Raw genomic sequence first — 26,704 nt, forward strand, 5'->3', positions numbered from 1 at the left:
TGACCGCACCGGCCGGCGAGCCACAGCCTCCCCACCCGCGCCTTTGCCCGCACAAGCACAAAACGACGAACAAGAATATGATCAGTGTCATATTAACAAGCCCGGCAGGCAGACACCGATGGCACGCCACGCCAACACCCGGAAGGAAGAAACCCATGAGCGCATCGTCGAGGCCGCCGCCCGCGCGATCCGCCGCCATGGCTACGCCGGCCTCGGCGTCGCCGACGTGATGAAGGACGCCGGGCTCACACACGGCGGCTTCTATGCGCACTTCGAATCGCGCGATGCACTGCTCGTCGAAGCGCTCGAACACGCCGGCCGCGAGAGCGCCGACAACGTCGCACGGTCTACCGCGCAACGCGCCGCCCGAGGCGTCAGCCCGTTCCGCGCCCTCGTCGATGCCTACCTCGCCGATCGCCACCTCGTGTCGATGGACAGCGGCTGCCCGGTCGCCGCGCTCGGCTCCGACATGCCGCGCCAGTCCGAGCTCGTGCGCGAGGCCTCCGCGCAGCGCGTGCGCCGCCTCGTCGATCGCGTGACGACTGCCTTGCCCGAGACGCACCGCGCCGCCGCCGGCGTCATCACCGGCACGCTGGTCGGCTCGCTGCAACTGGCCCGTGCGCTCGGCAACACCACCGAAGGCCGTGCCCTGTTGTCGGGCTCACGCCAAGCCCTGCTGCTGCAGTACGACACCGCAACACCTTCCGAGCAAGCCCCATGAGCATCGCCACCCCCGTCGTTGTCGAACCACCCGCCCCGCGCACCTCCCCGTGGCCCGTCTTCTGGGTCGCGAGCGTCGCCGCCTTCCTGGTGTCGCTCGACAGCACGATGCTGTACGCCGCCTTCGGCGCGCTGCGTGCCGGCTTTCCGCAGGCCACGGCCGCCGACATGTCGTGGGTGCTCAACGCCTACACCGTCGTCTACGCCGCAATGCTGATCCCCGCCGGCGGGCTCGCCGACACGCACGGCCGCAAGCGGGTCTTCCTGTTCGGCGTCACCGTGTTCATCGCCGCCTCCGCCGCCTGCGGCCTCGCCGGCAGCGTCGGCTGGCTGATCGCCGCGCGCGTGCTGCAGGCCGTCGGCGCGGCCCTGCTGACGCCGGCCTCGCTGTCGATCGTGCTCAATGCCTTCCCGCAGGAGAAACGAGCGCTCACCGTGAGCCTGTGGGGCGCGGTCGCCGGCTTCGCGGCCGCCGTCGGCCCGAGCCTCGGCTCGCTCGTCGTCGAGACCGTCGGCTGGCCCTGGGCCTTCTTCATCAACCTGCCGATCGGCGCGCTGTCGCTGTGGCGCGGCGCCGCGCTGCTCGGCGAATCCCCGCGCTCGGCCACGCCGCGCAAGGTCGATGCGGTCGGCATGGCGCTGCTGATCGTCGCGGTCGGTGCCATCGCGCTGGCCATCGTCGAATCCGAATCGCCGGCCTGGACGCGCGCGCAGCTGCTCGCCGCCGGCAGCACCGGCGTGATCGCCCTCGTCGCGTTCGTCATCTGGGCCGGCCGGGTGCGCGAYCCGCTGGTCGACCTCGGCCTGTTCCGCCACCGCACCTACAGCGCCGTCAACGCCGCCACGCTCGCCTTCGGCATCGCGTTCGCGATGATGTTCTTCACGTTCTTCTTCTACATGAGCAACGTGTGGCACTACAGCCAGGCACTGGCCGGCATCGCGATCGCACCGGGCCCGCTCACCGTGATCCCGGTCGCCATCGTCACCGGCCGCCTCGCCGGGCGCCTCGGCCACCGGCCCTTCCTGGTCGGCGGCGCCCTGCTCTATGCCGTCGCCGGCCTCTGGTTCATGACGATGCCCGGCCTCGAACCCGCCTACCTGACGCACTGGCTGCCCGGCCTGCTGCTGAGCGGCACCAGCGTCGGCATGGTGCTGCCGTCGCTGTCGGGGGCGGCGGTCAGCAAGCTGCCGGCACAGCACTATGCGGTCGGCAGCGCCGTCAACCAGGCCACGCGCCAGATCGGCGCCGTGATCGGCGTCGCGATCACGGTGCTGCTGCTCGGCCACGGCGTCGTGCAGCGCAGCGATTTCAACGCGGTCTACGGGCTGCACATCGGCCTCGCGCTGCTGACGGCCTTCCTCTGCCTTTTCGTCAACACCCGGCCGGCACCGCGGCCGTCCTGAAGCGGCGTGAGCCGAACGGCATCAGCCGTTCGCGCGTTGCTCCGCTATCGCCGCCACGAACTCGACGAACGCGCGCAGCCGGCCGGCATTCCGCAGGTCCTGGTGGTAGCCCATCCAGACCTCACGGCCGGGCGGCGGCTCGGCCCGCGTGATGCGGCGCAGCCCGGGCATCCCCTCGGCCAGCGCGCACGGCAGCACCGCCACGCCGGCACCGGCCGCGCACAGGCGCGCCTGCGCTTCGCGGCTGTTGCTGCCGAACGCCGTGCGCGCCTCGGGGAAGCTGCGCTTGAGCCACGCCACGTCGGGCATGTCGTCGAAGGCGCTGTCCATCGTCACCAGCCGCAGGCCCTGGCCGCGCCGCGGCAGCAGGCCCCGGCGGGTGCTCGCGACGTACAGGCCGTAGTCGAGGTGCATGAAGCGCCGCTGCACGACCTCGGGCTCACTGAACGGGGCGATGCGGAACACCAGGTCGGCCTCGCGCCGCGCCAGGCTGAACAGCCGGCTGTCGGTGATCAGCTCGATCGTCACCTGCGGGTGCTGGTCCATGAACGCGGCGCACCACGGCGCGAGCAGGTGCACGCCGAACCAGTCCGACGACGAGATCCGCAGCAGGCCGCTCAACGCCACCTGGCCGTCGGCGAGGCGGCGCTCGATCGCCAGCGCTTCCTCCTCGATGCGCTGCGCATGCTGCAGCACCGACTGCCCTTCCTCGGTCAGCACGAAGCCGGCGCTGCCGCGCTGGAACAGCCGCTGGCCGAGCGACTCCTCGAGCGCGCGCAGGCGCCGCCCCATCGTCGGCTGCGTCTGGCCGATGCGCCGCGCGGCACCGCCGAGCGAGCCCTCGCGCGCGACCGCGAGGAACACCTTCACGTCGCTCCACTCCATGTCGTCCTTCACTCCCCTTCCAGCCCACACCACCGCCGCCTTCGTCGATGCGGCCGGCGCGCCCTTCACCGTGCGCGAGATGCCGATGCCGTCGGCCGGCGCGGGCCAGGTCCTCGTCGAGGTCCGGGCCAGCGGCCTGAACCCGCTCGACGCGAAGATCCGAGCCGGCCAGGCCGCCCATGCGCGGCAGCCGCTGCCGGCCGTGCTGGGCATCGACATGACCGGCACCGTGCGCGCGGTCGGCGCCGGCGTATCGCATCTGCAGCCGGGCGACGAGGTGTTCGGCATGGTCGGCGGCGTCGGCGGGCATGCGGGCACGCTGGCCGGCTTCATCGCGGTGGATGCACGGCTGCTGGCGCTGCGGCCGGCCGCGCTGTCACCGCGCGAGGCAGYCGTGCTGCCGCTGGTCACGATCACGGCGTGGGAAGGGCTCGTGGATCGCGCACGGGTGAAGCCCGGTGATCGCGTGCTGGTGCACGGCGGGGCCGGCGGTGTCGGGCACATTGCGGTGCAGTTGGCGCGTGCGCATGGGGCCGAGGTGTGGGCCACCGGCAGCGCGGCGCAGCTCGACGCGATCCACCGGCGTGATCACGCCAACTGGGGAGAAGCCGGAAGCGCCGCACTGAACTGATGCCCCGGCCCGCCATCGACCGGCGTTGCGACGACGGTCAGGCACAGCCGGCCCTCGGCCACTTCGGCCGCGCAGCGGATGCGTCCTGCGAGGCCGGTGCAGGCCGACGCCTGGCTGATCAGGCTCATCAGCGTCTGGATGAGGAACGTCGGGTCGGCGTCGATCCTCAGGGGGCCGGAGATCGTCAGGTCCAGGGTCTGCGCCCGCTCCTCGACGGCGGGTCGGCAGGCGTCCACGGCCACGCCGATGGACGCGGCCGCGTCGAAGCTCTGCCGCCCCGCCGGCAACGGGGCCTCGCCACGCGACGGGGGATCGAGAAGCCCGCTCACGAGACCCAGGATCTTGTCGACCTGTTGCTCGATGATCGCCTGGGCGCGCGGCAACAAGGTGCTCGCGGCGTCCGGCCTGCCCAGGGCCGCGGCGGCCAGCCGGATGGGTGCGAACGGACTGCGCAACTCGTTGGCCACCCAGGCCAGCAAGGTCGCCTGTCGGCGCCGCGTTTCCTCTGCCGCGGCCAGCAGCTCCTGCGCACCGAGCGCGGCCATCACCAGCTGTTCGTTCGCTTCGCGCAGGTGCGCCTGCTGCAGCTCGTGGCCGGCCATCTCCAGCTCGTGGTGGGTCATCCGCTGGTGTTGCGCCCGGACGGACGGGGCCGGCAGGCTCGACTGGCCGGTGGCCTGGTCCGCGTAGAACACGAACCCGCCGAGCGCCTGCTTCTTGGCGAAGTACATCGCCTGGTCGGCGCGGTCGATCAAGGTCTTGGCATCCGCCCCGTCCTCCGGATAGACGCTGATGCCGATGCTCGCCGTCAGGCGCAGGTCAGCACGGCCGGCGGGATCGTGTTCGCGCAGGGCCGCGTTCACCTTCTCCGCGACGATGGCGGCGTCGGCCGCCAGCGCCACCTCGGCGAGCACGATCAGGAATTCGTCACCCCCATGGCGACTGACGGTGTCGGTCTCGCGCACGACCGTCCGCAGGCAATCGGCCACCCGCTGGAGCGCCTGGTCGCCTGCGGCGTGACCCTGCTCGTCGTTGACCTGCTTGAAGCCGTCGAGGTCGAGAAAGAGCAACGCGACGCGGTTGCCATGCCGCTTCGAATTGAAGATCGCGCTCTCCAGGCGGTCCAGCAGCACCGCGCGGGTGGGCAAGCCCGTCAAGGGATCGAGCCCGCCCGTCTGCGACGCCTTGTCGCGCGCGACGTTGGCAATCTCGGCATCGGTGATGGCCCCGAGCGCGCTCACCATCAAGCGCTCGTTGGCCTCCAGCAGCTGCGCCGCCCGGCCTTCCTCCACCTGCCGTTCGGCGCGGACGACATCCTGCAGCAACTGCGTCAGGACGGTGCGCATGGTCGTCACCTGCGCATTCAGCCGGTCCAGCTCGGCTTGGGCGTCCGTCGCCGCAACGCCTGGAAGATCGGGAGCGTCGGTCATGGTGACGATGCCCGCATGCCCGGACTCAGGAACGCTTGCCGGGTCCGGCGGCCGCCAGCTTCGTCGTGGGCCGGCCCCCGAGCAGCCCTTCCTGGTCGGCCAGCATCTCGCCGATGTGGATGCCATCGCCGTCGATGCTGTACGCACGAAGCTGGTCCGAGTGGGCGCTGGCCCGGACCTTGACCACCGCCATCACCCGCCGCAGCCGGCTGTCGATCTCGATGTAGCGCTGCACGATGATCGCGTCCGTCATGAACGCGGTGCCGTAGGGGCTGAAGCGAAGATCGGTGTAGCGGTCCTCGAGTTCCGAGGTCATCAGCACGGTGACCCCCGCACTGGCCAGCGTGATGACGAGGTTCGACAGCGATTCGCGGAAGTCCTCGCGGAACGTCGGCGCCAGTGCCAGCTCGAAGCCGGACAGCGAATCGATGACCACGCGGGTTGCGCCGAGGCGTCGGATGTTCTGCATCAGCATGTACCCGACCTCGTCGATCGACAGATCGGCGCGGTTCTCCACCACGCCCACCTTCCCGCTCGCGATCAGGTCCGCGACCACGCGGCTGCGCGACCGGCTGGGACTCTGCTCGAAGGCAGCGATGACGCCGGTCTCTCCCGCTCGCACGCCCTCCGCCAGGAAAGCCGCAGCCAGGATGCTCTTGCCGGAGCCGGAAGGCCCCGCCACCAGCAGCGAGTAGCCGCACGGCAAGCCGCCGCCCAGCATCTCGTCCAGGCCCGGCACACCCATCGACAGCCGCCTGGCGAGCGGCGCGGCGTTCGGGTCGCCCGGCGGCGAGATCGCGACGCTGGCCGGTGGAAACACTTCCACACCCGCGTCGGTGATGCGGAACGTGTGCAGGCCCGCCAGCGTGGGTTGTCCACGCATCTTCATGATCTCCATCTTGCGGACCATGGAGTTGCGCTGCACGCTCTGGCGCAGCCAGATGAGTCCGTCCGACACCGTGAACACCGGGTTGGCATCGGTCTCGGTGAAGTACTCGCCGATCAGGAAGGTCGTGGCCTGCCAGCTCGTCATCACCATGCCGAGCTGCTGGACGAACTGCTGCAGGCTGTTGTGGGGGTTGCCGTCGGTCTCGCTGGCCAGCACGACCGACCGGAAGGAATCCACGAAGACGAGCGCCGGGCTGTGCCGCGTCACCTCGTCGACGATGCGCTTGAGCACGCGGTCGAGGTCGCCCACCACGGCGTCGTCGGAGAGATTGATGAAACGGATCGAGGTGTTGATCGCCTCGGTGTCGAAAAACTCGAACTGCTGCTGGTAGCGCAGCATCTTCAGCGGCGGCTCGCCCAGCACCGTGAAGTAGATCGCCGGGCGCTCGGGTGTCGCCAGCGCGAACATGATCTGGTGCGCCAGCGTCGTCTTGCCGCAGCCCGGCTGGCCTGCGATGAGGTTGAAGGAGAACTCCGGCAAACCGCCACCAAGAATCTCGTCCAGGCCGGGCACCTTCGTGGCCAACCGGTTGATCGTTACTTTGCTGGTCATGACGTGGTGTCCTGCGCGGACGGACCGCTCAAAAGGGTGGCCCATGCGGGGCGAAGCAATCGTTCGGTGAGCGACGGGCCGACCAGGGTGGTCAACAACGCGTGGAAGGTCTGCAGGATCAGGGCGCCCTGGTCGGCGGCGTCGATGGCCTCCTGCTGTGCCAGCGCGCTCTTCAGCGCCTCGAAATCCATCGCGGTGGGAACTCCTTCCTTGGTGAGGATCAGCCAGGAACCGCTCCCGCGGGCAAGGTGCACCGTGCGCTGGTGCAGCGCGGCAACGCCGCGCTTGCCGATGATGGGCGTCAAGGCCTCGTCGATGCCTTGCAAGGCCACGCTGACCGATTCGGCGACCTGCAGCGAAGAGGCGCCGTCTCGCACTGTCCTTTTCAGGAAGATCGCAATTCCATCGCTCTCTGGACTGGGCATGTGTCACACGCCGGCAAGCAGCGTCGCATTCATTGAGGGACTGCCGGACCTGGGGCGTTCGAACGGCATCACGCGCTGGAGCCAGGAAGGCTTGAACGTCGCATGGACGGCCACGCGGGTCTGTACGCTACCGCACATTGGGACCCTCATGCCTCGTCGCGACGCACGCAGATGCGCGGCAACCGAAGCTCGAAGCGGGTGGCCCCTTCGTCAGATGAGACATCCACCGTGCCGCCGTGGGCCAGGGCGATCTCGCGGACGACGTACAGACCGAGGCCGAGATTGGCCCCGGCCACCTGGGAATCGGCATCCCCTTCGTCGCTGCCGGCGCGCACCAGCGGATCGAAGAGGCTGGGCAGCAGGTCGGCAGGAATGGGTTTGCCGTGATTCTCGACGGCCAGCAGGACTTCGTCGGCGCGTGTGCCATCCAGGATGACGCGGACCGGCGAGCTGGGGAATCCGTACTTCAAGGCATTGAACACCAGGTTGGACAAGGCCTGGTGCAGGCGCCGGGCGTCCCATTCACCCTGCAGGTCGCCCAGCACGGTCAGCTGCAGGACTCTTCCGGGCGTGATCGCATCGATTTCCTGCAAGGTGTTCTGGGCGAACTTGTCCAGATGCAGAGGCGCCGGACTGACGGGCAGGCCCGACCCCAGGCGGTGGCGCGTGTACTCGACCAGGTCGTCCAGCAGGGCCTTCATCTGGCCGACGCTGCGCTTCACCACGGCGAGTTGGGGCGCGTCGTCGGGGCGGGTGCGCAGCGCCAGGGCCGCGTAGGCCGAGATCGTGCTGAGCGGCCCTCGCAGGTCGTGGCCCAGCATCCCGAGAAACAGGTCGCGCGTGCGGTTCACCTCCAGCACGAAGACGCTCAACGACTCCGCGATGGCCTGGTCCACGGCCTCGTTGAAGCGCGTCACGTCGTCGAGATCCTGGAGGGCCAGGGCTTCGCCCTGTGAAGCGCGCCACAACCTCAACACCGTCGCGCGCAGCGCCCGGTATTCGGCCACCATCTGCTCCACCTCGAAGCCCTGTCGCTCGCGCTGTCGGGCATGGCTGCGCGACGGGATGCTTCGCAGGGGGGCGGGCGTGTCGCTCTGGCCTTCCGACTTGGCTTGCCGCTCGTCGTCGTCCTGCGGACGGCGCATGTCTTCGGCGATCTCCTGCAGGATCAGCCTGCCGTGGTCGAGCAGGCCCACCTCGTCGATGCTGGCCGCGGCGGGCATCTGGCTGGCGGCGAAAGCGACCCAATCCCGCAGGATGGCATCGAGGTTGGCGTGGATGAAGCTCGACAGGCGCATTCGCCATTCTGCGCCCTGCGCGGAACCGCTGGAGCCTCAGCGCTGCGGGTACTCGAGTTCCGGGTACCAGTCGACGCCCCGGCCGCCGGGCGTCATGTCGAGCACGATCCAGATCGGCATCACTTCGGGCGCGCCGCGCGGGTCCTGGCCGGGGTCGGCGCTCTCGGGTCCCATCTCGTCGCCCCAGGTGTGGCGGATGACGCCGTCGCGGCGCGTGAAGACGTTGAAGCCGGCGTTGTCGCCGGTGCTCGCCGGGTCTTCGTCGGCGTAGTCGCGGTTGAAGTCGTTGCCGCCCGACGAGTACAGGCGCAGGTGGCGCCAGCCGCGTTCCTTCCTGAAGGCCAGGATGCGGTCGATCGGCGATCGGGCGATCACCGAGAACGCGACGCGCTGCAGGATGTCGGGCATCTCGCCATCGAACGCGCTGAGCATCGAGGTGCACATCGGGCACGGCCGCTTGCGCTGCGGGCCGTACATGAAGTTGTAGATGACCAGCGTGTCGTGCTCGCCGAACATCTGCGACAGCGTAACGGGGCCCTGCTCGCCGTCGAACCGGTAGTCGTGCGGCACGACGCCGCCCGGCGGCAGCGCGCGGCGCTGTGCGGCGACGCGCTCGTTGAGGCGGCGCAGCTCGATCTCCTGCTCGAGCAGGGCGTTGCGGGCGGCGCGGTACTCGGGGCTTTCGCCGGGGAAGCGGCGCCTGGACTGGGCCAGGTCCTTGGCGGGGCGCAGGGGCGGCTGTGCGGTCATGGGCGTCTCCAGCTGTGAGGTGGTGCCATGACGACGAACGGTGGGGAGCGGAATCGACACGAGGAGCCGAAAAAAAGGCGGGCCAGCGTCATCGCATGGCTGCTTCAGGCACCGACACGCGCTTGCAGATGATCCATCGGAGCCTGCCAGGCATCGTGGTCGTCACTGTCCTGCCACAGTTCCGCCAGTTCGGAGTTCTCGGCAAGGATGCGCGCGAGGGCGGCTTGAGCCTTGTCGATCAGCTCGACGGGTGGCTTGAGCTGAACGCTCGCCACCCAGTTGTCGACCGCCTCCGTGTGCGAAGTCTTCTCGCCGGAACGGCCTGCGAGCCTGGCCAGAACCTCGATCGCCGCGATGGCCACGCACGCCTGCGGAGCCTCCAGGTAGTCCTCGCCGGAAGACAGTACAGCGTCGATTGCTTCCTCAATGGGGCCGAGACTGTCGGCTTCTTCAAGCTCGTAGGCCCAATCCGCGGCGTCGTCGTTTCCGAAGGGATCAACAGACCATGCGCCCATGTGCGCTCCTCGATGAATTCCGTGCTGGGACCGGCTCAGCTCCGATGGAACGCATGTTCCGCAATTTCCTGTGCGCGGGCAATGGAAATTCCATGGACTTGATCGATGACCAACGGATCGCGGCCGTGCTCGCCACGGTGGAGGATGACCTTGGGTCGCTGGCCCCCGAGCTGCACCACGACATCGGCCGGCCTCGACTCGTCGTACGGATAGGCCGGAATCGCGTTGCAGACCCAGCCGAAGAAACAGTCTCCGTCGATGGGCTCATCGTAGGTTTCGAAATAGCGGTTGAAGCTCTTCTCGCTCAGCGACACCCAGAGGCCCCACAGGAACGGCTCCTCGATCCCGTGAATCGGCACCTCCAGCACGGCACGGACGAAACGATCGGTTCTGTCCTCATGCGTGATGGTGCAGAAATCGCTGCTCAGCTTTCCCATCGTCGCCTTCTGCTCCTCCGACAGGCTGGCGTACGGATCGGGCATGCGGAACGCGATGCTCGGAGAGCCCTCGTGGATGTTGTCGCAACTGCTGCACTTGAACGCGAAGATGGCTGCCATGGTGGTTGGGCTCAAGAAGTGATACGGAACCAGAAGGGTCAGGCTGCCGGAAGATCATCGACGCTCTTTGCGCCCCGGCTCTGCAGCAGCGACGCAAGCTCCTGGTACCGATGGGTCAAGGCCACGTCGAGCGGCGTGCGCCCGCCGTCCACCCACGCTTCCGCTGCGGCCGTCAGGCCGGCACCGCGGTCGATCAGCGCCATCGCGATCGGAATGGCATTCACGGCGCAGGCCCGATGCAGTGCTGTGAAGTCCGGATACCCGCGGGCTTCGATATCGGCCCCTCGCACCAGCAGGACCTCGACCAGTTGCAAGGCGACACTCGGCGATCGCTCGAACAATTCGATGGCCGTGTGCAGCGCCAGGCAACCCTGGTCGTTCCGTTGATCGGGGTTTGCACCCAGATCCAGCAGCACTTGAACCAGTTCGCACTTCTCGTAGAAAACAGCTTGCTCCAGCGCGTATTCGGATGAGACGGCATCCGGCGCATTCACCAGTTCAGGCTGCTGGCGAATGAACGCGATCACATCCGCCTCTGAACGATCGCGCAGCAGGTCGCCCCAGGATTCGATGGGCGGCACCGGCTGGGAGTCAGCTCGCCTGTTCATCGATGGCCCTTTCGTAGACCGCGAGATCGATGGCGGAGAAGCAGCAGAACACCACCTCTTCCAACTCGGGACACTGCGCAAGATGGCCGCGCACCGTGCGGACCGCGACCTGCGCCGCCAAGTCGATCGGATACCCGTAGATGCCGGTGCTGATGCTCGGGAATGCCAATGACCTGACACCTTTCGAGCCGGCGACTTCGAGCGACCTCCGGTAGCAGGACGCCAGCAGATCCGCCTCACCGTGCTCGCCACCCCGCCAGACCGGCCCGACGGTGTGGACGATGTACTTCGCCTTCAACCGGTAGCCCTTCGTCAGCTTCGCATCGCCCGTCTTGCAACCGGCCAGCAGCCGGCATTCATGAAGGAGGTCCGGACCGGCCGCGCGATGGATCGCGCCATCCACCCCACCGCCACCCAGCAACGACGAGTTCGCAGCATTGACGATCGCATCGACGGCAAGGGTCGTGATGTCGGCACGAACGGCGCGAAGCATGGCAGTCATGCCCGCCAGTCTACCGATCCGGTCGCGCCGGCACCGCCGTGCCATACACCGGCTTCAGCACCGGCCCGAACGCGAAGTCGACCATCATCCGCAGGTAGCCGTCCGGCTGGCGCGTCGACAGGCGGGTGCCGTCTGCCGCCGTCTCGTACTCGTAGATGCCGTGCTCCGTCTTCGGAAACACCGCCGTCGCGATCGGCCGCCCGGCCCCTCGCAGCACGGCGAGGCGGCGCGCCGTCTCCGCACTCGGCGCCTCGAGATCATCCTGCGCCAGGATCCACAACTGGGGCACCGTCACGGCAGCGATCGTCGCCATCGGGTCGAACAGCCACGGCGTTCCGGCGTTCAGGTGCTCCGCGAACACCGCCAACTCCTCCTTCGTCTTCAGCCCCAGCAGCAGGTGGCAGAAGTCGCCGCGCACGTCCTTGAACCACGGCTCGCCTGCGTAGCGCTGCCGCACGCGCGCGAACCGGTCGAACACCGCCGGCACCGGGCTCAAGGCCAGCGCACCGCAGGCATCCACCACCTCCATCGCACCGGCCATCGCCTGCGCGCCGTGGCCGGCCGACGTGATGTTCAGCGCGACCGCCTCGCGGTCCTCGTCGAGCACCGACACCGCCAGCCCGAAGCCGACGATGATGAAATCGACCGGCGCGATCTTCGCCGCGAGCGGCGCGACCCAGCCCCCCTGGCTCGGGCCGTGCAATCCGATCCTCGCCACGCGCCGGCCGGCAAGCCGCCGGGCCTCCTGCAGCGCTGCCACCGCATCACGCGCGAGCTGCTCGAAATCCTGCGTGTAGTGCCCGCCAGATGCCCCGGTGCCGCGCTTGTCGTACACGAAGGCGCCGACACCCGCGGCCGGAAAGCGCCGTTGCAGCGAGTCGAAGCGCTTCGCCGAGTCGTGCTCCGAGCCCTGCAGCAGCACGACGACCGGCACCGGCCCGTCACCGGCAGGCATCACGAGGCGGCCCGCGAGCGGCGTGCCGTCACTCGTGAACCGCACGTCGATCGTCGGCAGCGCAAGCCGGCGGCCGTGGACGCCACCGAAGTCGATCCCGGCCTGCGCGCAATCGATGCGCACCTGCCGGCCATCGGGCCGCTGCGTCCAGCCCGGCGAACTGACGCCGGCCGCCGGGCCCTGGGTCTCGAAGGCGCCCGTCGTTCCATCGGGCCTTCGCCAGCGCAGCGAGGTGCCGCGTGACGTGCCCACGTCGACGATGCCGCCATCGTCGAGCCGGTACGCGCCGACACCGCAGTCGACCGCCGGCTCTGCTGCCGCCTGCGACACCATCGGCAGCGCCAGGCTGCACAGCGCAAGCCAAGCCATCGCGCCACGGGAGTGAGATGCTCGTTCAGACATGGGAATCCTGTTCCAGCCAGTGACGCGGCAAGTGTCCCACCCGCTGGCTGAACCGGTCGATCTCCCCGGCCGTCCGGCTGCGCCGCCAGACGGCCTGAAGCGCCCGTTCAGGAATCGAACGCGATGCGTGCCCCCGACCCCGGGGGCGCGCAGGTGTAGGTCGCCTCCTGCCCCGGCACCGTCGCGAGCGCCCGCACGGCGGCGTCGCTGCGCTGGCTGCCGTCGGACGCGACGAAGGCCTGCGCGGCCGGGTTGTAGAGCAGCCCGCGCGACACGCCGCCCTCGACGATGCGCACCACCAGGCTGCACTCGGTGGTCGCGCCGCCCAGCTCCTTCGACGTGAACGGCGTGGCCGCGCGCTGCAGCAGCAGGTTGATGCGGCCCGCCACCGCCGATGCGTTGCCGCTGTTCAGCGTGACCTGCTGGCCGACGATCGGCGCGAGGTCGCTGTCGAAGGCCATCATGAAATCGACCACGTCGCGCCGCGTCGCATCCGGGTCGAGGATCGGGAAGCCGACGGTGAGCTGCGGGTTGAAGACCTTGGCGGTGAAGAAGCGGAACAGCGTGTCGACCGAACCGTCGTTCACGAAGCCGAAACCGCGCACCTGCTCGCCGAGGAAGCCGGTGTCGGGCGCGCCGAAGAACTCCACCCGCGGCGAGCCGAACATGCCGACCTTCTGGTACATGTTGCGCAGGTGCGGGATCTTCACGATCTGCGTGATGCCCTCGAAGCTCGCTCGCCCGCCGGTGCCGAAGAAGCCGCTGGCCGGGTCGAGCCGGTGGCAGCCCTCGCAGGTGAAGGCCGTCTGGTTCATCGTCAGGCCGCCGAGTGCGCCCAGGTCGATGCCGTCCGACGGCCGCGTGCCGCTGTAGAAGCTGCGCCCGCGCTGCTGCGAGGCGGTCAGCGTGTTGTCGAGCTTGCGGATCGGGTTCGGCGGCAGCATCACCGGGATCTGGAAGTCGGCGAACTGCTGCATCTCGGCCTCGCTCAGCGGCGCGGTGCCGCCCAGCAGCCCCTCGAAGGCCACCGCGAAGTTCTTGAACGACAGCGTGCTGTCGGTGCCGCTGCTGCCGAAGATGCCGGTCGCCCGGTCGCCGCGCCAGTGCATCGCGCCGGAGTTGCGCATGCCGCGCAGCGTCTGCGTCGTCATCGGTCCCTTCATCGGGTGGAACTCGTTGGCGTTGTCGCTGCCGTTGACCGGCGACTTCACGCCGAACAGCAGCTTGCCCAGCGCGATCTCCAGCGGCGACGACAGGTTCTTCGTGATCGGGTTGTTGGTGACGCGGTCATCCGGATTGCCGAGGTCCCAGGCCAGGTCGTCGGCATCGCCGAAGGTGTGGCAGCTCGCGCACGAGGCCTCGCCGTTGGCCGAGAAGCGGCGCGCGTCGTACAGGAAGGGCCGGCCGGTGCGCACCGCGGCCGGCTCGGGGTTCTTCATCGCCACCGACGACAGCGTGGCACGCGAGGCCAGGTCGATCACCTTCACCGCGTTGTCGAAGCGCGTGGTGACGTACAGCCGGCCGCGCGCCTCGTCGAGCACCAGCCCGCTCGGGCCGCCGCCGGCCAGCTCGATGTAGCGCGCGCTCGCGCTGCGCGGGTTGAAGCTGTCGTTCTCCAGCTCGGCGGTGTCGAACACGCCGATGCGGCTGGAGCTGAACGCCGCCACGTACAGCGTGCGGCCGTCGCCGGTGACCGCCATGTCGAGCGGCATCGCGAGCGAATGGTTCTTCATCGTCCAGTCGTAGCCGGGGTTGCTTGGCAGCTTCGAATAGTCGATGTGCTTGTTCAGGTGGCGCGGCTGCACCGCCGCGCCCGACAGCACCGTGATGCGCGTCTGCGCGAGCTTGCCCTGCACCGTGTGGCCGGCGTAGGTGCCGGGGCCTTCGAAGCGGGCCTCGTTGATCGCCTCGGTGTTCGAGACGTACACCGCGCCGCTGACCGGGTTGGTGACCATGTTGAACAGCACCGTGCCGACGCCCGACCAGCTGGTCTTCTGCGCCAGCGTGTTGGCGTCGACGGCGAACACGTCGCGGTCGGGCAGGCTGAACTGCACCGCGTTGTTCCAGTTGCGCTTCAGCTCGTCTTCCCAGCGCCCGTTGGCCTTGTTGAACTTGACGATCAGGCCGACCTCGGGCGCCTGCTTGCCTTCGAAATTGGTCTTCGGGCCGGGGTTGCCTCCGGGCACGATCTTGAAGTTCGGCCCCAGGCACGGCAGGTTCGGGTTGAAGCCGCCGCAGATCATTCCCGCCAGCACGGTGGTGGTCTGGTTGCCCGACTTGAAGGCCGCGACGTAGACGGTGCTGCGGTCGGGGCTGACCGCGAGCGCGCGCGGCGTGTCGCTGAAGAAGGTCATGATGCGCAGCGGCAGGCCGCCGAACGTGCTGCCCAGGCTGGCCGGGTTGAACACCCACACGTCGGCGCGCCCGATGCCGGGCGTCGTGAGCTGCGGGTCGCCGGCACCAGGCACGCCGGCGAGCGACGGGTCGCTGCGCTGCTGCCCGCGGTGCGCAGTGGTGATGAAGGCGCGCTCCGGGTTGCCGGCGAACACGATGTCGCGCGGCTCGTCGCCCACCAGCAGCGTGCGCACCACGCGCGGCGTGCCGCCCAGGTCGACGATGCTGACGCTGTCGGACAGGTGGTTCACCACCCACACCTCGGTGTTGCTGCGCACCGCCACCGAGACCGGTTCCAGCCCCACCGGCACACGGGCGGCAAGTTGCAGGCCGGCGCTGCCGATGCTGAAGACGTCCAGCGTGTTGTTGGGCGTGTTGGCGACGAACAGCCGGCTGCGGTCGGGCGACATCGCCATCGGCCGCACCGGGCCGCTCTCGAACTGCATGAAGGACGGCGCCTGCGCGTACGCCGCCAGTGGCATGAACAACAGGGCCATGACGAGGCCCAGCAGTGACCGCAACGACGACGACAACGACAGGGCAGACCGGGGGCTGCCCCGGCCCGGCATGGGATGCGCTTGCATGTGGTGTCTCCTGGTTTCTTTGTTGGTTGGCGGGCTGCCCAAGGGTGGCTCGCCGCACGATCGTACGGAGCGCCCTGCCGGCGCGCCCCCTCCGCAGGGAGGGGGCGCTACACTCCCGCGCCTCCCCACCAGGGCCTCACCTCCCCCGGCCGCCGCGATGTCAGAAACGACGATCGAGCCCCCGCTGCTGGCGCCCTCCAGCGTCTCGCGACCCGCCTTGATGGCGCGGCTCGATGCCGCCTCGAAGCTGCGCCTGGTGCTGGTGGCCGCGCCGGCCGGCTCCGGCAAGACGACGCTGTTGACGCAGTGGTTCCGCAACCGCAGGCAACGGCGCGCGGTGGCCTGGTTGACGCTGGACGGGCCGGTGCCGGGCCCGCAGGCGCTGGCGACGCGGCTGCTGGCCAGCGTGGCCGCCGCCGGCGTGCAGCCTCCGGCCCGCCCCGGCGCCGATGGTGCGGTGCCCACCCTGCAGACGCTGCTCGCGCAGCGCAGCGGCGACCTGCTGATCGTGATCGACGACGTGCAGCACGCGCAGGACGCGCCCTGCCTCGCATTGCTCGACACGCTGCTGGCAGCGTGCGCCCCGGGTGTGCACTGGGTGCTGTCGGGGCGTTGCGTGCCCGGCCTGAACCTGCCCACGTGGCGGCTGCGCGATCAGCTGGAGGTGCTCGACGGCGGCGACCTGGCGTTCGACCTCGGCCAGGTCACGCAACTCGGCCGCAAGCTGATGCCCAAGCCGCTGAGCCGGGAAGATGCCGAGCGATTGCTGGAGATCACGCAAGGCTGGACGGCGGGCGTCAAGCTCGGACTGCTCGTGCACGGCGTCCACGGCGACTTCGACGGCGGCCACGTCGACATCGCCGCCTACCTGCAGCGCGAGGTGCTGAGCGAGCAGGAGGCGGCCTTGCAGGAGTTCCTGGTCTCGACCAGCATCGTCGACGCGATGACCGCCGAGCTGTGCGATGCGCTGCTCGGCCGCGACGGCTCGCAGGCAGTGCTCGAGCGGCTGGAGCGCCACCAGCTCTTCGTCACCGCGCAGGACAGCCACGGCCTCGCGTTCCGCTACCACCCGCTGTTCCTCGGCTTCCTGCGCAGCCGGCTGGCCGCCGACCCGGCGCGCCAGCGCGCCTTGCACGCACGCGCCAGCCATTGGTATGCCGCGCAGCTGCGCTTCACCGAGGCGCTGACCCATGCCTTCCAGTCCGGCGAACCGGCGTGGTGCGCCGAGCTGATGGAACGCGCCGCCGCACGCTGGCAGCAATCGGGCGACATCGCCGAAGTGGTGCGCTGGTGCGAACGGCTGCAGCCGCAGCAACTGCTGGCCCGGCCGGCGCTGGGCATGACCTTCACCACCTGCCTCGTGCTGTGCCGCCGCTTCGACGAAGCGCGCGCGATGCTGCGCCACCTGGCCGCGGACCCGGCGACGCACGACGGCGCGCCGTTCGGCTTCCACCTGCGCACGCTGCAGCAGATCCTGCAGGCGATGCTCGGCGAGCATGCGGCGCTCGGCGTCGAGATGCCGGCCGCCGACGAGAGCGATGGCGACGCCCAGCTGCGTGGGTTGCAACTGGTCAATCGCGCATATGCGCTGTTCTGCGCGCACCGTTTCGATGCCGCGTGGCGGCTCGCGATGCGTGCGCGCGAGATCCTGCAGCCGATCAGCCCGTACGGCGAGGGCTATGCGAGCAGCGTGCTGGCGATGGTGGAGCGGGCGAAGGGCGATTTCGGCTCGGCCGCGCGCCGCGTGGAAGCGCTGTGGGCCGGCACGCGCCACGGCCCGCGCAATGCGGCGTGGGCGAATGCGGCCACCGCGCTCGCCGTGCTGCGCTACGAGACCAACCGGTTGCCGGAGGCGCGTGCACTGTGCGAGGAGCTGCTGCCGCTGGTGGAGGCCGGCGGCACCTACGAGACGCTGGTGGCGGCCGCGCGCACCCAGGCCCGCGTGCATGCGGCCGAGCGCGAACCCGAGGCCGCGATGCGCCTGCTCGACTACCTGCACGGCGTGCTCGGCGGCAGCCACGAGCGGCGCTTCGCGGCGCAGGTGTGCTTCGACAAGGTGCGGCTGTGGCTGGCCCTCGGCGAGCCGCAGCGGGCGCGCGATGCGGCGGCGGAGTTCGGCGTCGTGGACGCGGCCGAATGGCAGGCCGTGCGACCCTATGACGAAGCCTGGGAGCGGCGCGGCATGGCGCAGGCCGCGCTGCTGTCGCATGCGCAGCGGCGCGATGAAGCGCGCGCCGTGCTGCAGGTGCTGAGAGCCAGCGCCGAGGCGGCGGGCCATGTGCTGCGCTTGCATGCGATCGAAGCGGCGCTGGCCAGCAACCTGTGGGAGGCCGGCGCGCGCGACGAGGCGCTGCAGTGCCTGCACCAGTCGCTGCTGCGCGCGCGCGGCCATGCACCGTCGCGCAGCTGGTTCGACGACAACCCGAGCTTCCACCAGGTGCTGGTGGCTGCGCTGGCGATGCCGCAGATGCGCCGGCTTGTGCCGGAGCACGTGCTGCGCGTGTTCGGTGCGGCGCTCGGGCGTGGCGAGGCCCGGGCTGCCCATGCGGTGGATGCGCTGACGGCGCGTGAGCTGGAGGTGCTGGCGCTGCTCGCGCAGGGGCTGAGCAACCAGCAGATCAGTGCGCGGGCACAGATCTCGTTGACCACCGTGAAGTGGCACGTCAAGAACATCTTCGCGAAGCTCGACGTGGGGACGCGGGTGGAGGCGCTGGTTCGGGCTCGGGCGCTGCGGCTGGTCTGAGGCTGCGCGTCGCGGCGGGTGAGGAGGAAAAGACTGAAGTGACCAACGAGCCTTTGTCGTGCAGTCAGTCGCGCGCCCACACCAACAGCAAGTTGTTGGTCGGCATCGCCACCCGTTCGCGCAGCATGAGCCCGGCCTGCGCGGCTTCGTGCTCGACATCCTCGCGCCGGCGCAAGCCCCAGCCGGCATCGCGCACGCGCAGGTCAACGTCGAAGCCCAGGTTGCCGGGCGACGTCTCGACGCCGTCCTCCAGGTAGGGCCCGTAGGTGACCAGCATGCCCTGCGGCGACAGATGCCGCGCCGCGCCGCGCATCAACCCGCCGCAGCAGGCCCACGGCGCCGCGTGGATCATGTTCGCGCAGAAGACGGCATCGACCTGCGCCGGCACGCCGGGCCACTCGCTCGCCAGCACATCGAGCTGCAGCGGCGCGCGAACGTTGTCGATCCCGGCGCACCAGGTGCGGATCGACGGCAGCGTCTCGGCATTGAAGTCGCTCGGCTGCCACTGCCAGCCCGGCAGCCCCGGGCTGCAGTGCGCCGCATGCTGGCCGGTGCCGCTGGCAATCTCCAGCAGCAACCCCCGTGGCGGCAACACGCGCTGCAGTTCGGTCAGGATCGCCGCGCGGTTGCGTTCGGCGGCAGGGCTGTGGCGGCGGGAATCGTCGGTCATGGGGTGCTCATTCTCAACAGGCGCGCCGCTTCTTCGAGCCGCGCATCTTCGATCTCGCGCAGCACGCCGGACAGATCCACCGCGCCGGCCCGCTGTTCGTAGCGGCCGGTCAACGGCGTGCCCGGCGCGAGCAGGCCGCCAGCGTACAGCGACCAGATCTCGGGGCCGTACCGCGTCGGCAGCAGGCTCGGCGCAAAGCGGCCGAAGAAGTCGCGCAGGTTGTCGACGTCGCGCATCAGCATGCGCGGTGCGTGGTTGTTGCCGGCCGCGTCCACCGCCTGCGGCAGGTCGATGATGACCGGGCCGTCACCGGCCAGCAGGATGTTGAACTCCGACAGGTCGCCGTGGATCACGCCGGCGCACAGCATGCGCACCACCTCGCCGATCAGCGTGGCATGGTGCTGCAAGGCCTGCGCTTCGGTGAACGGCAGGTCGTTCAGGCGCGGTGCGGCATCGCCCCGCTCGTCGGCCACCAGGTCCATCAACAGCACGCCGTCGAGGAAGTTGTGCGGCTTCGGCACCCGCACGCCCGCCGCCGCCAGTCGGTACAGCGCATCCACCTCGGCACTCTGCCACGCCGCCTCCTGCTGCTGGCGGCCGAACGCCGTGCCCTTGGCCATCGCGCGCGCCTGCCGGCTGTTGCGCACCTTGCGGTTCTCGGTGTAGTCCACCGCCTGCCGGAAGCTGCGCTTGTGCGCCTCCTTGTAGACCTTGGCGGCGCAGGTCTCGTCGCCGCAACGCACCACGTAGACATCGGCTTCCTTGCCGCTCTTGAGCTGGCGAACGACGCTGTCGATCAAACCTTCGGCAACCAGGGTCTGCAGGCGGGCGGGGATTTTCATCGGGCCGATTCTCAGGCCTTTTTCTGCTCGGGCCTTTTCCGCTCGGGCCCGCGGACTCAGGTCGTCTGCTTCGTCGGCATGATCACCACCTGCTGCAGGTTCACGTGCTTCGGCTGCGCGACGATGAAGCCCACGCTCTCGGCCACGTTCTCCGGTTGCAGGAACTCCATCGTCTTCTCGGCACCGGCCAGCCAGTCCTTCGCGCCCTGGAAGGTCACGTGGCCCTGCAGCTCGGTCGCGACGATGCCCGGCTCGATCATCGACACGCGGATGTTCTTCGGCCCGAGCTCGATGCGCAGGTGCCGCGTCAGGTGGCTCACGTAGGCCTTGGTCGCGGTGTACACGGCGAAGTAGGGGTACAGGTTCTGGCCGGCGATCGACGAGGTGTTCACCAGGTCGACCGTCGCACCCTCGGCCGCGGCCTGCACCAGCTGCGGCACGAACGCATGGATCACGCGCATCACGCCGGTCACGTTCAGGTCGATCTGCTGCTCCCACTCGCCGAGCTTGCGCTCCTCGATCGCGCCCGGAAGCATCACGCCGGCGTTGTTGAAGACCAGATCCGCCCGCCCGTAGGCCGCTGCCACCTGGGCAGCCGCGGCGTCCACCGAGGCCTGGTCGGTCACGTCGACCGGCACCGCGAGGGCCTCGCCGCCGGCCGCGGTGATCTCGGCCACCAGCGTGTCGAGCGCCTCCTTGCGGCGTGCCAGCACCGCGACCCTGGCGCCGCGCGAGGCCAACAACAGCGCCGAGGCGCGGCCGATGCCGCTGGAGGCGCCGGTGATGACCGCGACACGGCCGGCGAGTTGGGTAGCGAACTGGGAAGAGAGAGAAGTCGAAGAGGTGGCCATGAGTTTYGTCCTTGGGTTCTGCGGCGCGACGGCGACGCTTGGGACGAACTCTAGAAATCCAGGCTCAACCTGGGTAGTCCACAAAATCCGTTACTTTGACAACCCGAAGTTGCCAATCATCGGCGTGCCGCACGAGCCCTTCTGGCCAGCGCACGCAGCTCGGCCGGCGGCACGCAGAACTGCTTGCTGTCGCGCAGCCACGCGGTGCTGAAGTCGATGAAGCGCCGCACGCGCCCCGGCATGTCGGCCCGCTGCGCGTAGTACAGGTAGAGGCCCATGCGCTCGCTGACGTGGTTCGTCAGCACCGGCACCAGCCGGCCGTCGCGCAGCGCAGCCGCGGCATTGATGCTGTCGACCTGGCCGAGGCCGATGCCGGCGAGCACCGCGAGGCAGTCGGCCTCGGGCTCGCTGCTGCACAGCACCACCGGCACGTGCTGGAAGACCGCGCTGCCGTCGACCTCGAACTCCCACGGCATCGGGCGGCCGGTGCCGGGCTGGCGGTACGCGGTGCAGCGGTGCTGCAGCAGGTCTTGCAGACGCTCGGGCGCGGGATGCCGTTCGAAGTAGGCCGGCGACGCGCACGCGATCTGCTGGATCGTGAACAGCCGGCGCGCGATGACCTGCGCTTCGGGCGGGTTGCCGGCGCGAAAGCCGACGTCGATGCGCTCGCCGACCAGGTCGGTGAAGCGGTCCTCCAGCAGCAGGTCGATCTGGATCGCCGGGTGCTCCGCCTGGAACGCCGCGAGCATCGGCACCAGCACCAGGCGCGCGACCGCGCCGGCCGCACTGATGCGCACCAGCCCTTCGTCGCTGCGCACCGCGCTGCGGGCGCGCGTCAGGGCATCGACGAGCCCGTCGAGGTTGGGCCGCGCCGCATGCAGCAGGCGCTCGCCCTCCTCGGTCAGCGAGCTCTTGCGCGTGGTGCGGTGGAACAGCCGCACGCCCAGGTGCTGCTCGAGCTGGCGGATCGTCTTGCTGACCGCCTGCGGCGTCGTGGCCTGCGCCTGCGCGGCCTTGTTGAAGCTGCCGAGCTCGGCAACGCGCACGAAAGTCGACAACGCTCGCAGTTCATCCATGCCGGGAGCCTACCGCAGCCCTCGCGCCGCTCCCGCGCCCATGTCAGGGTTTGACATGGTGCGTCGCACATGGTCTTTTTCTTGCTCACGGGCCACAGTCCGTCACGGTCCGGCATCTGCCGACACCGACTGTGCGCCCCTGAGCCAGGCGCCCGGTTCCCCATCCACGCTMACCATCCCACCAGGAGGGAAGGATCACATGCAGAGAAGAACCAGGATCCATCGGGCCATCACCGTGGCCTTCAGCAGCGGCATGGCCTTGGCCAGCGCCCAGCAGGCAGCTGCCCAGGACACGACCCAACAGCAGCTGGAACGCGTGGAAATCACCGGATCGTCGATCCGGCGCGTCGACTCCGAGACGGCCCTGCCGGTCACGATCATCACGAAGGAGCAGATCGAGCGCAGCGGCGCAACCAACATCGAGGCGCTGTTGCAGCGCGTGTCGGCCAGCACCGGCCTGCAGTCGGACACCACCCAGGGGGCGGGCTACGCCACCTCGAACGCCAACATGCGCGGGCTGGGCGCCAACTCGACGCTCGTGCTGCTGAATGGCCGGCGGCTCGCGAACCACCCGTTCGGCAGCATCGGCGGCACCGTCGCGGTCGACCTGAACAGCATCCCGTTCGCCGCGCTGGAACGCATCGAGGTGCTGCGCGATGGTGCGTCGGCGGTCTACGGCACCGATGCGGTCGGCGGCGTCATCAACTTCATCACGCGCCGCGACTACAAAAGCGGACAGCTGACGCTGCGCTACGGCGACACGCAGGCGAATGTCGGCGGCAAGGAGAGCGGCCTGAGCCTCGCTTACGGACAGGGCGACCTGCCGAGCGACGGCTACAACCTGCTGTTCACCGCGAACTACCAGGACAACACCCGCATCCGCGCGATCGACCAGGGCTACTACAACCGCGGCATCACCGAGATCCCGGGCTCGGCGCCGCCGACCTCGGGCCGCGGCTTCCCGGGCCGGCTGGTCGACTTCGGCATCAGCCCCGGCGCCTACCTCGGCACCAACGGCTTCAACGACCCGAACTTCGCGCCCTGCGACCCGAAGCTCACCGTCGTCACCACCGCGGGCACCACGCCGAACGGCCAGCCCAAGCAGGCCTGCCGCTTCATCTACTCGGCCACGCTCGACAACATGCCCGACCAGACCAAGGGCGACCTGTTCGGCCGCCTGACGCTGCGCCTGGACCCGCAGAACGAGTTCTTCACCGAGGCGTCGTATGCACGCAACCACAACATCGGGCGCATCGCGCCGGTGCCGATCGACTCCACTGCGGGGCACCTGAACCCCGACACCGCCAGCTACCCGAGCTTCGCGATCCCCGTCACCAGCCCCTACTACCCGGCCGCACTGCTGGCGACGCTGGGCTACGCCCCACCGGCCAGCGGCATGGCCGAGATCTCGATGCGCGCCGTGCCGGTGGGCAACCGCATCAACGACAACGTCAACGAGCAGGTGCGCGCGGTGGCCGGGCTCAAGGGCACGGCGCAGGGCTGGGACTACGACACCGCGCTGACGGTGGCCCGCGGCAAGGGCACGCTGAGCTACTCGGGCTACATCAGCGAGCCGAAGTTCATCGCCGCGCTGGCCACCGGGCAGATCAACCCGTTCGGCCCCAGCGATGCGGCCGGCGAGGCGCTGCTGCGCTCGACGCTGCTCGAAGGCACGATGCGCAAGTCCACCAGCACCACGACCGTGCTCGACGGCAAGGCGAGCCGCGAGTTCCTCGAGCTGCCGGGCGGGCAGCTGGCGGCGGCCTTCGGCTTCGACCTGCGCCACGAGCAGGCCAAGGACACGCCGGTCAACGACGACTATCGCCAGGGCCTGCACATCGGCGGCGAGGGCTCGGTGCCCGAGACGCGCGCGAGCCGCAACGTGATCGCGGTGTTCACCGAGGTCACGGCCCCGTTCGCGAAGGGCTGGGAGGCCGGCCTCGCGGCCCGCTACGACCGCTACAACGACTTCGGCTCCAGCTTCAACCCGCGCGCCAGCCTGCGCTGGCAGCCGGCCAAGGAGGTGCTGCTGCGCACCGCGGCCGGTACCGGCTTCCGCGCGCCGTCGCTGTGGGACGTGAACAGCCCGCCGTCGATGACCAACACCGCCAACTCGCTGGTCGACCCGAACTGCCCGATCGCCGGCGACTCGCGCTGCGAGAGCCAGTTCAACGAGCGCTTCTCGTCGTCGAGCGACCTGAAGGCCGAGAAGTCGAAGCAGTTCTCGGCCGGCATCGTGCTGGAGCCGGTGAAGTGGCTGTCGACCTCGCTCGACTGGTGGCTGATCAAGAAGACGGACCAGATCAGCGTGGTCACGGGCGATGCCATCCTGACCGACCCGGTGCTGCTGGCGAAATTCGGCAGCCGCATCCACCGCACGGCCGACGGCTTCATCAGCTACATCGACACGCCGGTCGAGAACCTGGGTGACCTGCGCACCTCGGGCATCGACGTCGACGTGACGACGCGCTGGGCCCTGCCCTCGGTCGGCAAGCTGACGGTCGCGCTGAACGGCACCTACGTGGACACCTGGAAGCGCCAGGCCTCCAAGGACGGCCCGCTCACCGACTACGCCGGCACCGCCGGCGACGGCGGCAGCGTGCAGCCGCACCCGCGCTGGCAGCATTCGTTCAGCATCGACCTGCAGCGCGACACCTGGGGCGCGACGCTGGAGAACGTGTTCGTGAAGGGCTGGACCGAGTCGGCCGACCTGGTCGATGCCAACATCGGCGTGCACCAGGAGTACCACGTGAAGGACTCGAGCCGCTGGAACCTCTCGGGCGTCTACACCGGCCTGAAGGACTTCTCGGTGCGCCTGGGCGTGCGCAACCTGTTCGACGAGGAACCGCCGTTCACCGCGGTCGCGTCGTACGGCTCGCATGCCACCGGCTACGCGGCCTCGTTCGCCGACCCGCGCGGGCGCTTCTATTACGCGTCGCTGAGCTACCAGTTCAAGTAAGGCGGCACACGGCAGGCGCCTCGGGAGAGGCGCCTCCTTCGTGGATAATGATAAGAATCATTCTTATCGGCGTAGCTTCCATGCGAAGGATCCAGATCGTCTCCCGCGTTGCTGCCGGCGTGCTCGGCGGCTGGTCCTTCACCTGGGGCTTCGTGGTGCTGGGCATCGCGTTGATGCTGTCCGCCGGCATGCCGTATGCCGATGCGCAGACGCTGCTGTACCTCGTGGCCTTCCTGGTCTACCTCGTCGTGTTCTGCTGGTCGTTCGCGGCCGCGAGCACGGCGCGCGTCTGGCTCGTGCTGTTCGGCGGCGGCGCGGCGATGACCGGGCTCGGCTGGTGGATGACGCGGCTGCCTTCCACCTGAACCCGGCCTGACACCGGACACGCACCATGTTCCCCACCTTCCGACTGTCGATGACGTGGCTGCACACCTGGTTCGGGCTGGTGCTCGGCTATGTGCTGATCGTGGTCTTCTTCTTCGGCTCGCTGTCGGTGTTCGACCGCGAGATCGACCGCTGGGCGATCCCCGAGACGCGTTTCGCGCCGCAGCCGATGTCGTCGTTCGACACGATGCTCGCGCCGATCTTCGCGCGCATGACGCCCGAGGCCGACGAGCTGCAGGCCGCCGCGAAGCGCGTGCGCGGCCCGCTGCCGGCGACGCTCGCGCCGATGAACTGGGGCGCCTACACGACGCACCGCGACCCGGTGCTGTCGCTGTACGCCGAGTACGCGGTGCCGAACAACCCGGACGACCCCGACGACCATGTGCACGGCCATGTGACGATCGACCCGCGCAACGGCCGGCTGCTGCCGGACGACCGGCTGAAGATCGGCAGCGAGTTCTTCTACCCGATGCACTACGGGCTGAACCTGACCTGGAAGGACCTCGGGTACTGGATCGTCGGCTTCGCGGCGCTGGTGATGCTGGCGGCGCTGGTCTCGGGCGTGGTGATCCACCGCCGCATCTTCCGCGAGCTGTTCACCTTCCGCCCGCGCAAGCATGTGCAGCGCAGCACGCTCGACCTGCACAACCTGACCGGTGTGGTCGCGCTGCCCTTCCACTTCATGTTCGCGCTGACCGGCCTGACGGTGTTCGCGAGCATCTACCTGCCGGTCTCCGAGACGCTGCTGAAGCCGCAGGCGATGGCGGCGGCGATGGCCGACGCGAAGGCCAAGGGCCTGCCGTTCAAGCCGGCCGGCGTGCAGGCGCCGCTCGCATCGGTCGATGCGATGGTGGTCGAGGCGAAGCGCCGCTGGGCCGCGCGCGGCATGCCCGGCGAGGTCGGCTACCTGGTTGTGAACCACGTCGGCGACCGCAACAGCTACGTCACGCTGTACCGCGCCGGCAGCGACCGCGTGACGCTGGTCGGCCAGCCGATCCACTTCGAGGGCAGCACCGGCCGCGTGCTGCTGGAAGAGCCGGCGCCGAGCGCGGTGGCCAGCGTCAACGACTTCCTGACCGGCCTGCACCTGCAGCATTTCGAGCACTGGCTGCTGCGCTGGTTCTACGTGTTCGGCGGGCTGTCGGGCTGCCTCTGCATCGCCACCGGCTTCATCTTCTTCGTCGAGAAGCGCAAGCGCCAGCATGCCAAGGCCGGCACCGGTGGCGCGCGCTGGGCCGATGCGGTGGCCGTGGCAACCGTCACCGGCATGCTGGTCGCGACGCTGGCCATCCTGGTCGCGAACCGGCTGCTGCCCGCCGAGATGGCGCAGCGCGGCGACTGGGAGAAGGCGAGCTTCTGGGGCGCCTGGGTGATCGCGGCCGTGCATGCGCTGTGGCGCAGCGCGCCGGTGCGCGACGCGCGGCTGTCGCCGGCCTGGGCCGAGCAGTGCAGCGCCATCGCCGCGCTCGCGTTCGCCGCGGTGGCGCTGAACTGGATCACCACCGGCGACCACCTGGTCAAGACGCTCGGCGAGCGCTTCTGGCCGGTGGCGGGGCTCGACCTGGCGCTGCTGGTGGCCGGCGCGATCGCCGCCATGGCCGCCGTCGCGCTGCGGCGC

The 26,704-nt window shown here is 69.5% G+C and carries 23 protein-coding genes; 7 read left to right on the forward strand and 16 right to left on the reverse strand.

Going from position 1 to position 26,704, the window contains the following annotated elements; all coding sequences use genetic code 11:
* Window positions 1–118 precede the first annotated feature (118 nt).
* Complete coding sequence (locus AC1D1T_RS15305) at window positions 119–721, forward strand: TetR/AcrR family transcriptional regulator (protein WP_477828405.1); 603 nt, start codon at window positions 119–121, stop codon at window positions 719–721.
* Window positions 718–2,124 (forward strand): DHA2 family efflux MFS transporter permease subunit, encoded by a 1,407-nt coding sequence (locus tag AC1D1T_RS15310; RefSeq protein WP_047505910.1) that lies wholly within the window; start codon window positions 718–720, stop codon window positions 2,122–2,124. Before AC1D1T_RS15305 ends, AC1D1T_RS15310 begins: the two co-directional genes overlap by 4 nt.
* Before the next feature lie 21 nt (window positions 2,125–2,145).
* Here the strand turns inward: AC1D1T_RS15310 and AC1D1T_RS15315 are convergent, their stop codons facing one another.
* Window positions 2,146–3,009, reverse strand: coding sequence for a LysR family transcriptional regulator (locus tag AC1D1T_RS15315; RefSeq protein ID WP_477844688.1), 864 nt, complete (start codon window positions 3,007–3,009; stop codon window positions 2,146–2,148).
* On the opposite strand from AC1D1T_RS15315, the gene AC1D1T_RS15320 reads away from it, so the two are divergent.
* The gene (locus AC1D1T_RS15320) at window positions 3,008–3,640 is read left to right on the forward strand and encodes an alcohol dehydrogenase catalytic domain-containing protein (protein WP_477992092.1); all 633 of its coding nucleotides are present in this window, start codon (window positions 3,008–3,010) and stop codon (window positions 3,638–3,640) included. The two genes, AC1D1T_RS15315 and AC1D1T_RS15320, sit on opposite strands and share 2 nt — an antisense overlap.
* Here AC1D1T_RS15320 and AC1D1T_RS15325 read toward each other — a convergent pair.
* From AC1D1T_RS15325 to AC1D1T_RS15375, 11 genes are all read right to left on the reverse strand, one after another.
* Entirely contained in the window at window positions 3,598–5,070 is a 1,473-nt protein-coding gene (locus tag AC1D1T_RS15325; RefSeq protein WP_477842512.1) for a diguanylate cyclase domain-containing protein, read from the reverse strand. The two genes, AC1D1T_RS15320 and AC1D1T_RS15325, sit on opposite strands and share 43 nt — an antisense overlap.
* Before the next feature lie 25 nt (window positions 5,071–5,095).
* Window positions 5,096–6,571, reverse strand: a complete 1,476-nt coding sequence (locus AC1D1T_RS15330; protein WP_477827495.1) for an ATPase domain-containing protein — start codon at window positions 6,569–6,571, stop codon at window positions 5,096–5,098.
* A complete protein-coding gene (locus AC1D1T_RS15335) occupies window positions 6,568–6,996 on the reverse strand; it encodes a hypothetical protein (protein ID WP_477827496.1) in 429 nt (142 codons plus the stop codon). The genes AC1D1T_RS15330 and AC1D1T_RS15335 overlap by 4 nt, the downstream gene beginning before the upstream one ends.
* Window positions 6,997–7,142: 146 nt before the next feature.
* Window positions 7,143–8,294, reverse strand: coding sequence for an ATP-binding protein (locus AC1D1T_RS15340; protein WP_477827497.1), 1,152 nt, complete (start codon window positions 8,292–8,294; stop codon window positions 7,143–7,145).
* 36 nt (window positions 8,295–8,330) lie between these two features.
* Complete coding sequence (locus AC1D1T_RS15345) at window positions 8,331–9,044, reverse strand: DUF899 family protein (RefSeq protein WP_477842514.1); 714 nt, start codon at window positions 9,042–9,044, stop codon at window positions 8,331–8,333.
* 104 nt (window positions 9,045–9,148) lie between these two features.
* Window positions 9,149–9,559 carry a DUF4259 domain-containing protein gene (locus tag AC1D1T_RS15350; protein ID WP_477826651.1) on the reverse strand — a complete coding sequence of 137 codons (411 nt, stop codon included), beginning with the start codon at window positions 9,557–9,559 and terminating at the stop codon, window positions 9,149–9,151.
* Window positions 9,560–9,594: 35 nt separating this feature from the next.
* Window positions 9,595–10,116: a DUF2199 domain-containing protein gene (locus AC1D1T_RS15355; RefSeq protein WP_477826650.1), complete on the reverse strand. Its 522-nt coding sequence runs from the start codon at window positions 10,114–10,116 to the stop codon at window positions 9,595–9,597.
* Window positions 10,117–10,154: 38 nt separating this feature from the next.
* Window positions 10,155–10,697 (reverse strand): ankyrin repeat domain-containing protein, encoded by a 543-nt coding sequence (locus AC1D1T_RS15360; RefSeq protein ID WP_477826649.1) that lies wholly within the window; start codon window positions 10,695–10,697, stop codon window positions 10,155–10,157.
* A 10-nt stretch (window positions 10,698–10,707) separates the two neighbouring features.
* The gene (locus tag AC1D1T_RS15365) at window positions 10,708–11,226 is read right to left on the reverse strand and encodes an O-acetyl-ADP-ribose deacetylase (RefSeq protein ID WP_477826648.1); all 519 of its coding nucleotides are present in this window, start codon (window positions 11,224–11,226) and stop codon (window positions 10,708–10,710) included.
* Window positions 11,227–11,236: 10 nt separating this feature from the next.
* A complete protein-coding gene (locus AC1D1T_RS15370; protein ID WP_477826647.1) occupies window positions 11,237–12,550 on the reverse strand; it encodes an alpha/beta hydrolase family protein in 1,314 nt (437 codons plus the stop codon).
* 140 nt (window positions 12,551–12,690) lie between these two features.
* Window positions 12,691–15,474, reverse strand: coding sequence for a YncE family protein (locus AC1D1T_RS15375; protein WP_477992093.1), 2,784 nt, complete (start codon window positions 15,472–15,474; stop codon window positions 12,691–12,693).
* 244 nt (window positions 15,475–15,718) lie between these two features.
* On the opposite strand from AC1D1T_RS15375, the gene AC1D1T_RS15380 reads away from it, so the two are divergent.
* The gene (locus AC1D1T_RS15380; RefSeq protein WP_477992094.1) at window positions 15,719–18,304 is read left to right on the forward strand and encodes a winged helix-turn-helix domain-containing protein; all 2,586 of its coding nucleotides are present in this window, start codon (window positions 15,719–15,721) and stop codon (window positions 18,302–18,304) included.
* 64 nt (window positions 18,305–18,368) lie between these two features.
* Here the strand turns inward: AC1D1T_RS15380 and AC1D1T_RS15385 are convergent, their stop codons facing one another.
* The 4 genes from AC1D1T_RS15385 to AC1D1T_RS15400 form a co-directional block, all read right to left on the reverse strand.
* Window positions 18,369–18,974 carry a DUF938 domain-containing protein gene (locus AC1D1T_RS15385; protein WP_477844871.1) on the reverse strand — a complete coding sequence of 202 codons (606 nt, stop codon included), beginning with the start codon at window positions 18,972–18,974 and terminating at the stop codon, window positions 18,369–18,371.
* Window positions 18,971–19,816 carry a PA4780 family RIO1-like protein kinase gene (locus AC1D1T_RS15390; protein WP_477828048.1) on the reverse strand — a complete coding sequence of 282 codons (846 nt, stop codon included), beginning with the start codon at window positions 19,814–19,816 and terminating at the stop codon, window positions 18,971–18,973. The genes AC1D1T_RS15385 and AC1D1T_RS15390 overlap by 4 nt, the downstream gene beginning before the upstream one ends.
* Before the next feature lie 56 nt (window positions 19,817–19,872).
* A complete protein-coding gene (locus AC1D1T_RS15395; protein ID WP_477828047.1) occupies window positions 19,873–20,667 on the reverse strand; it encodes an SDR family oxidoreductase in 795 nt (264 codons plus the stop codon).
* A gap of 116 nt (window positions 20,668–20,783) precedes the next feature.
* On the reverse strand, window positions 20,784–21,743 hold the full coding sequence (locus AC1D1T_RS15400; protein ID WP_477838909.1) for a LysR family transcriptional regulator: 960 nt from the start codon (window positions 21,741–21,743) through the stop codon (window positions 20,784–20,786).
* A 199-nt stretch (window positions 21,744–21,942) separates the two neighbouring features.
* Here AC1D1T_RS15400 and AC1D1T_RS15405 point away from each other — a divergent pair, with 199 nt between their 5' ends.
* From AC1D1T_RS15405 to AC1D1T_RS15415, 3 genes are all read left to right on the forward strand, one after another.
* A complete protein-coding gene (locus AC1D1T_RS15405; protein WP_477838912.1) occupies window positions 21,943–24,702 on the forward strand; it encodes a TonB-dependent receptor plug domain-containing protein in 2,760 nt (919 codons plus the stop codon).
* Between the two features lie 80 nt (window positions 24,703–24,782).
* Window positions 24,783–25,067 (forward strand): iron uptake protein, encoded by a 285-nt coding sequence (locus tag AC1D1T_RS15410; protein WP_477827009.1) that lies wholly within the window; start codon window positions 24,783–24,785, stop codon window positions 25,065–25,067.
* 26 nt (window positions 25,068–25,093) lie between these two features.
* The coding region (locus AC1D1T_RS15415; RefSeq protein WP_477992095.1) for a PepSY-associated TM helix domain-containing protein at window positions 25,094–26,704 on the forward strand (1,611 nt) is incomplete at its 3' end.

This window comes from Rhizobacter sp. P2_H3, assembly GCF_056403355.1.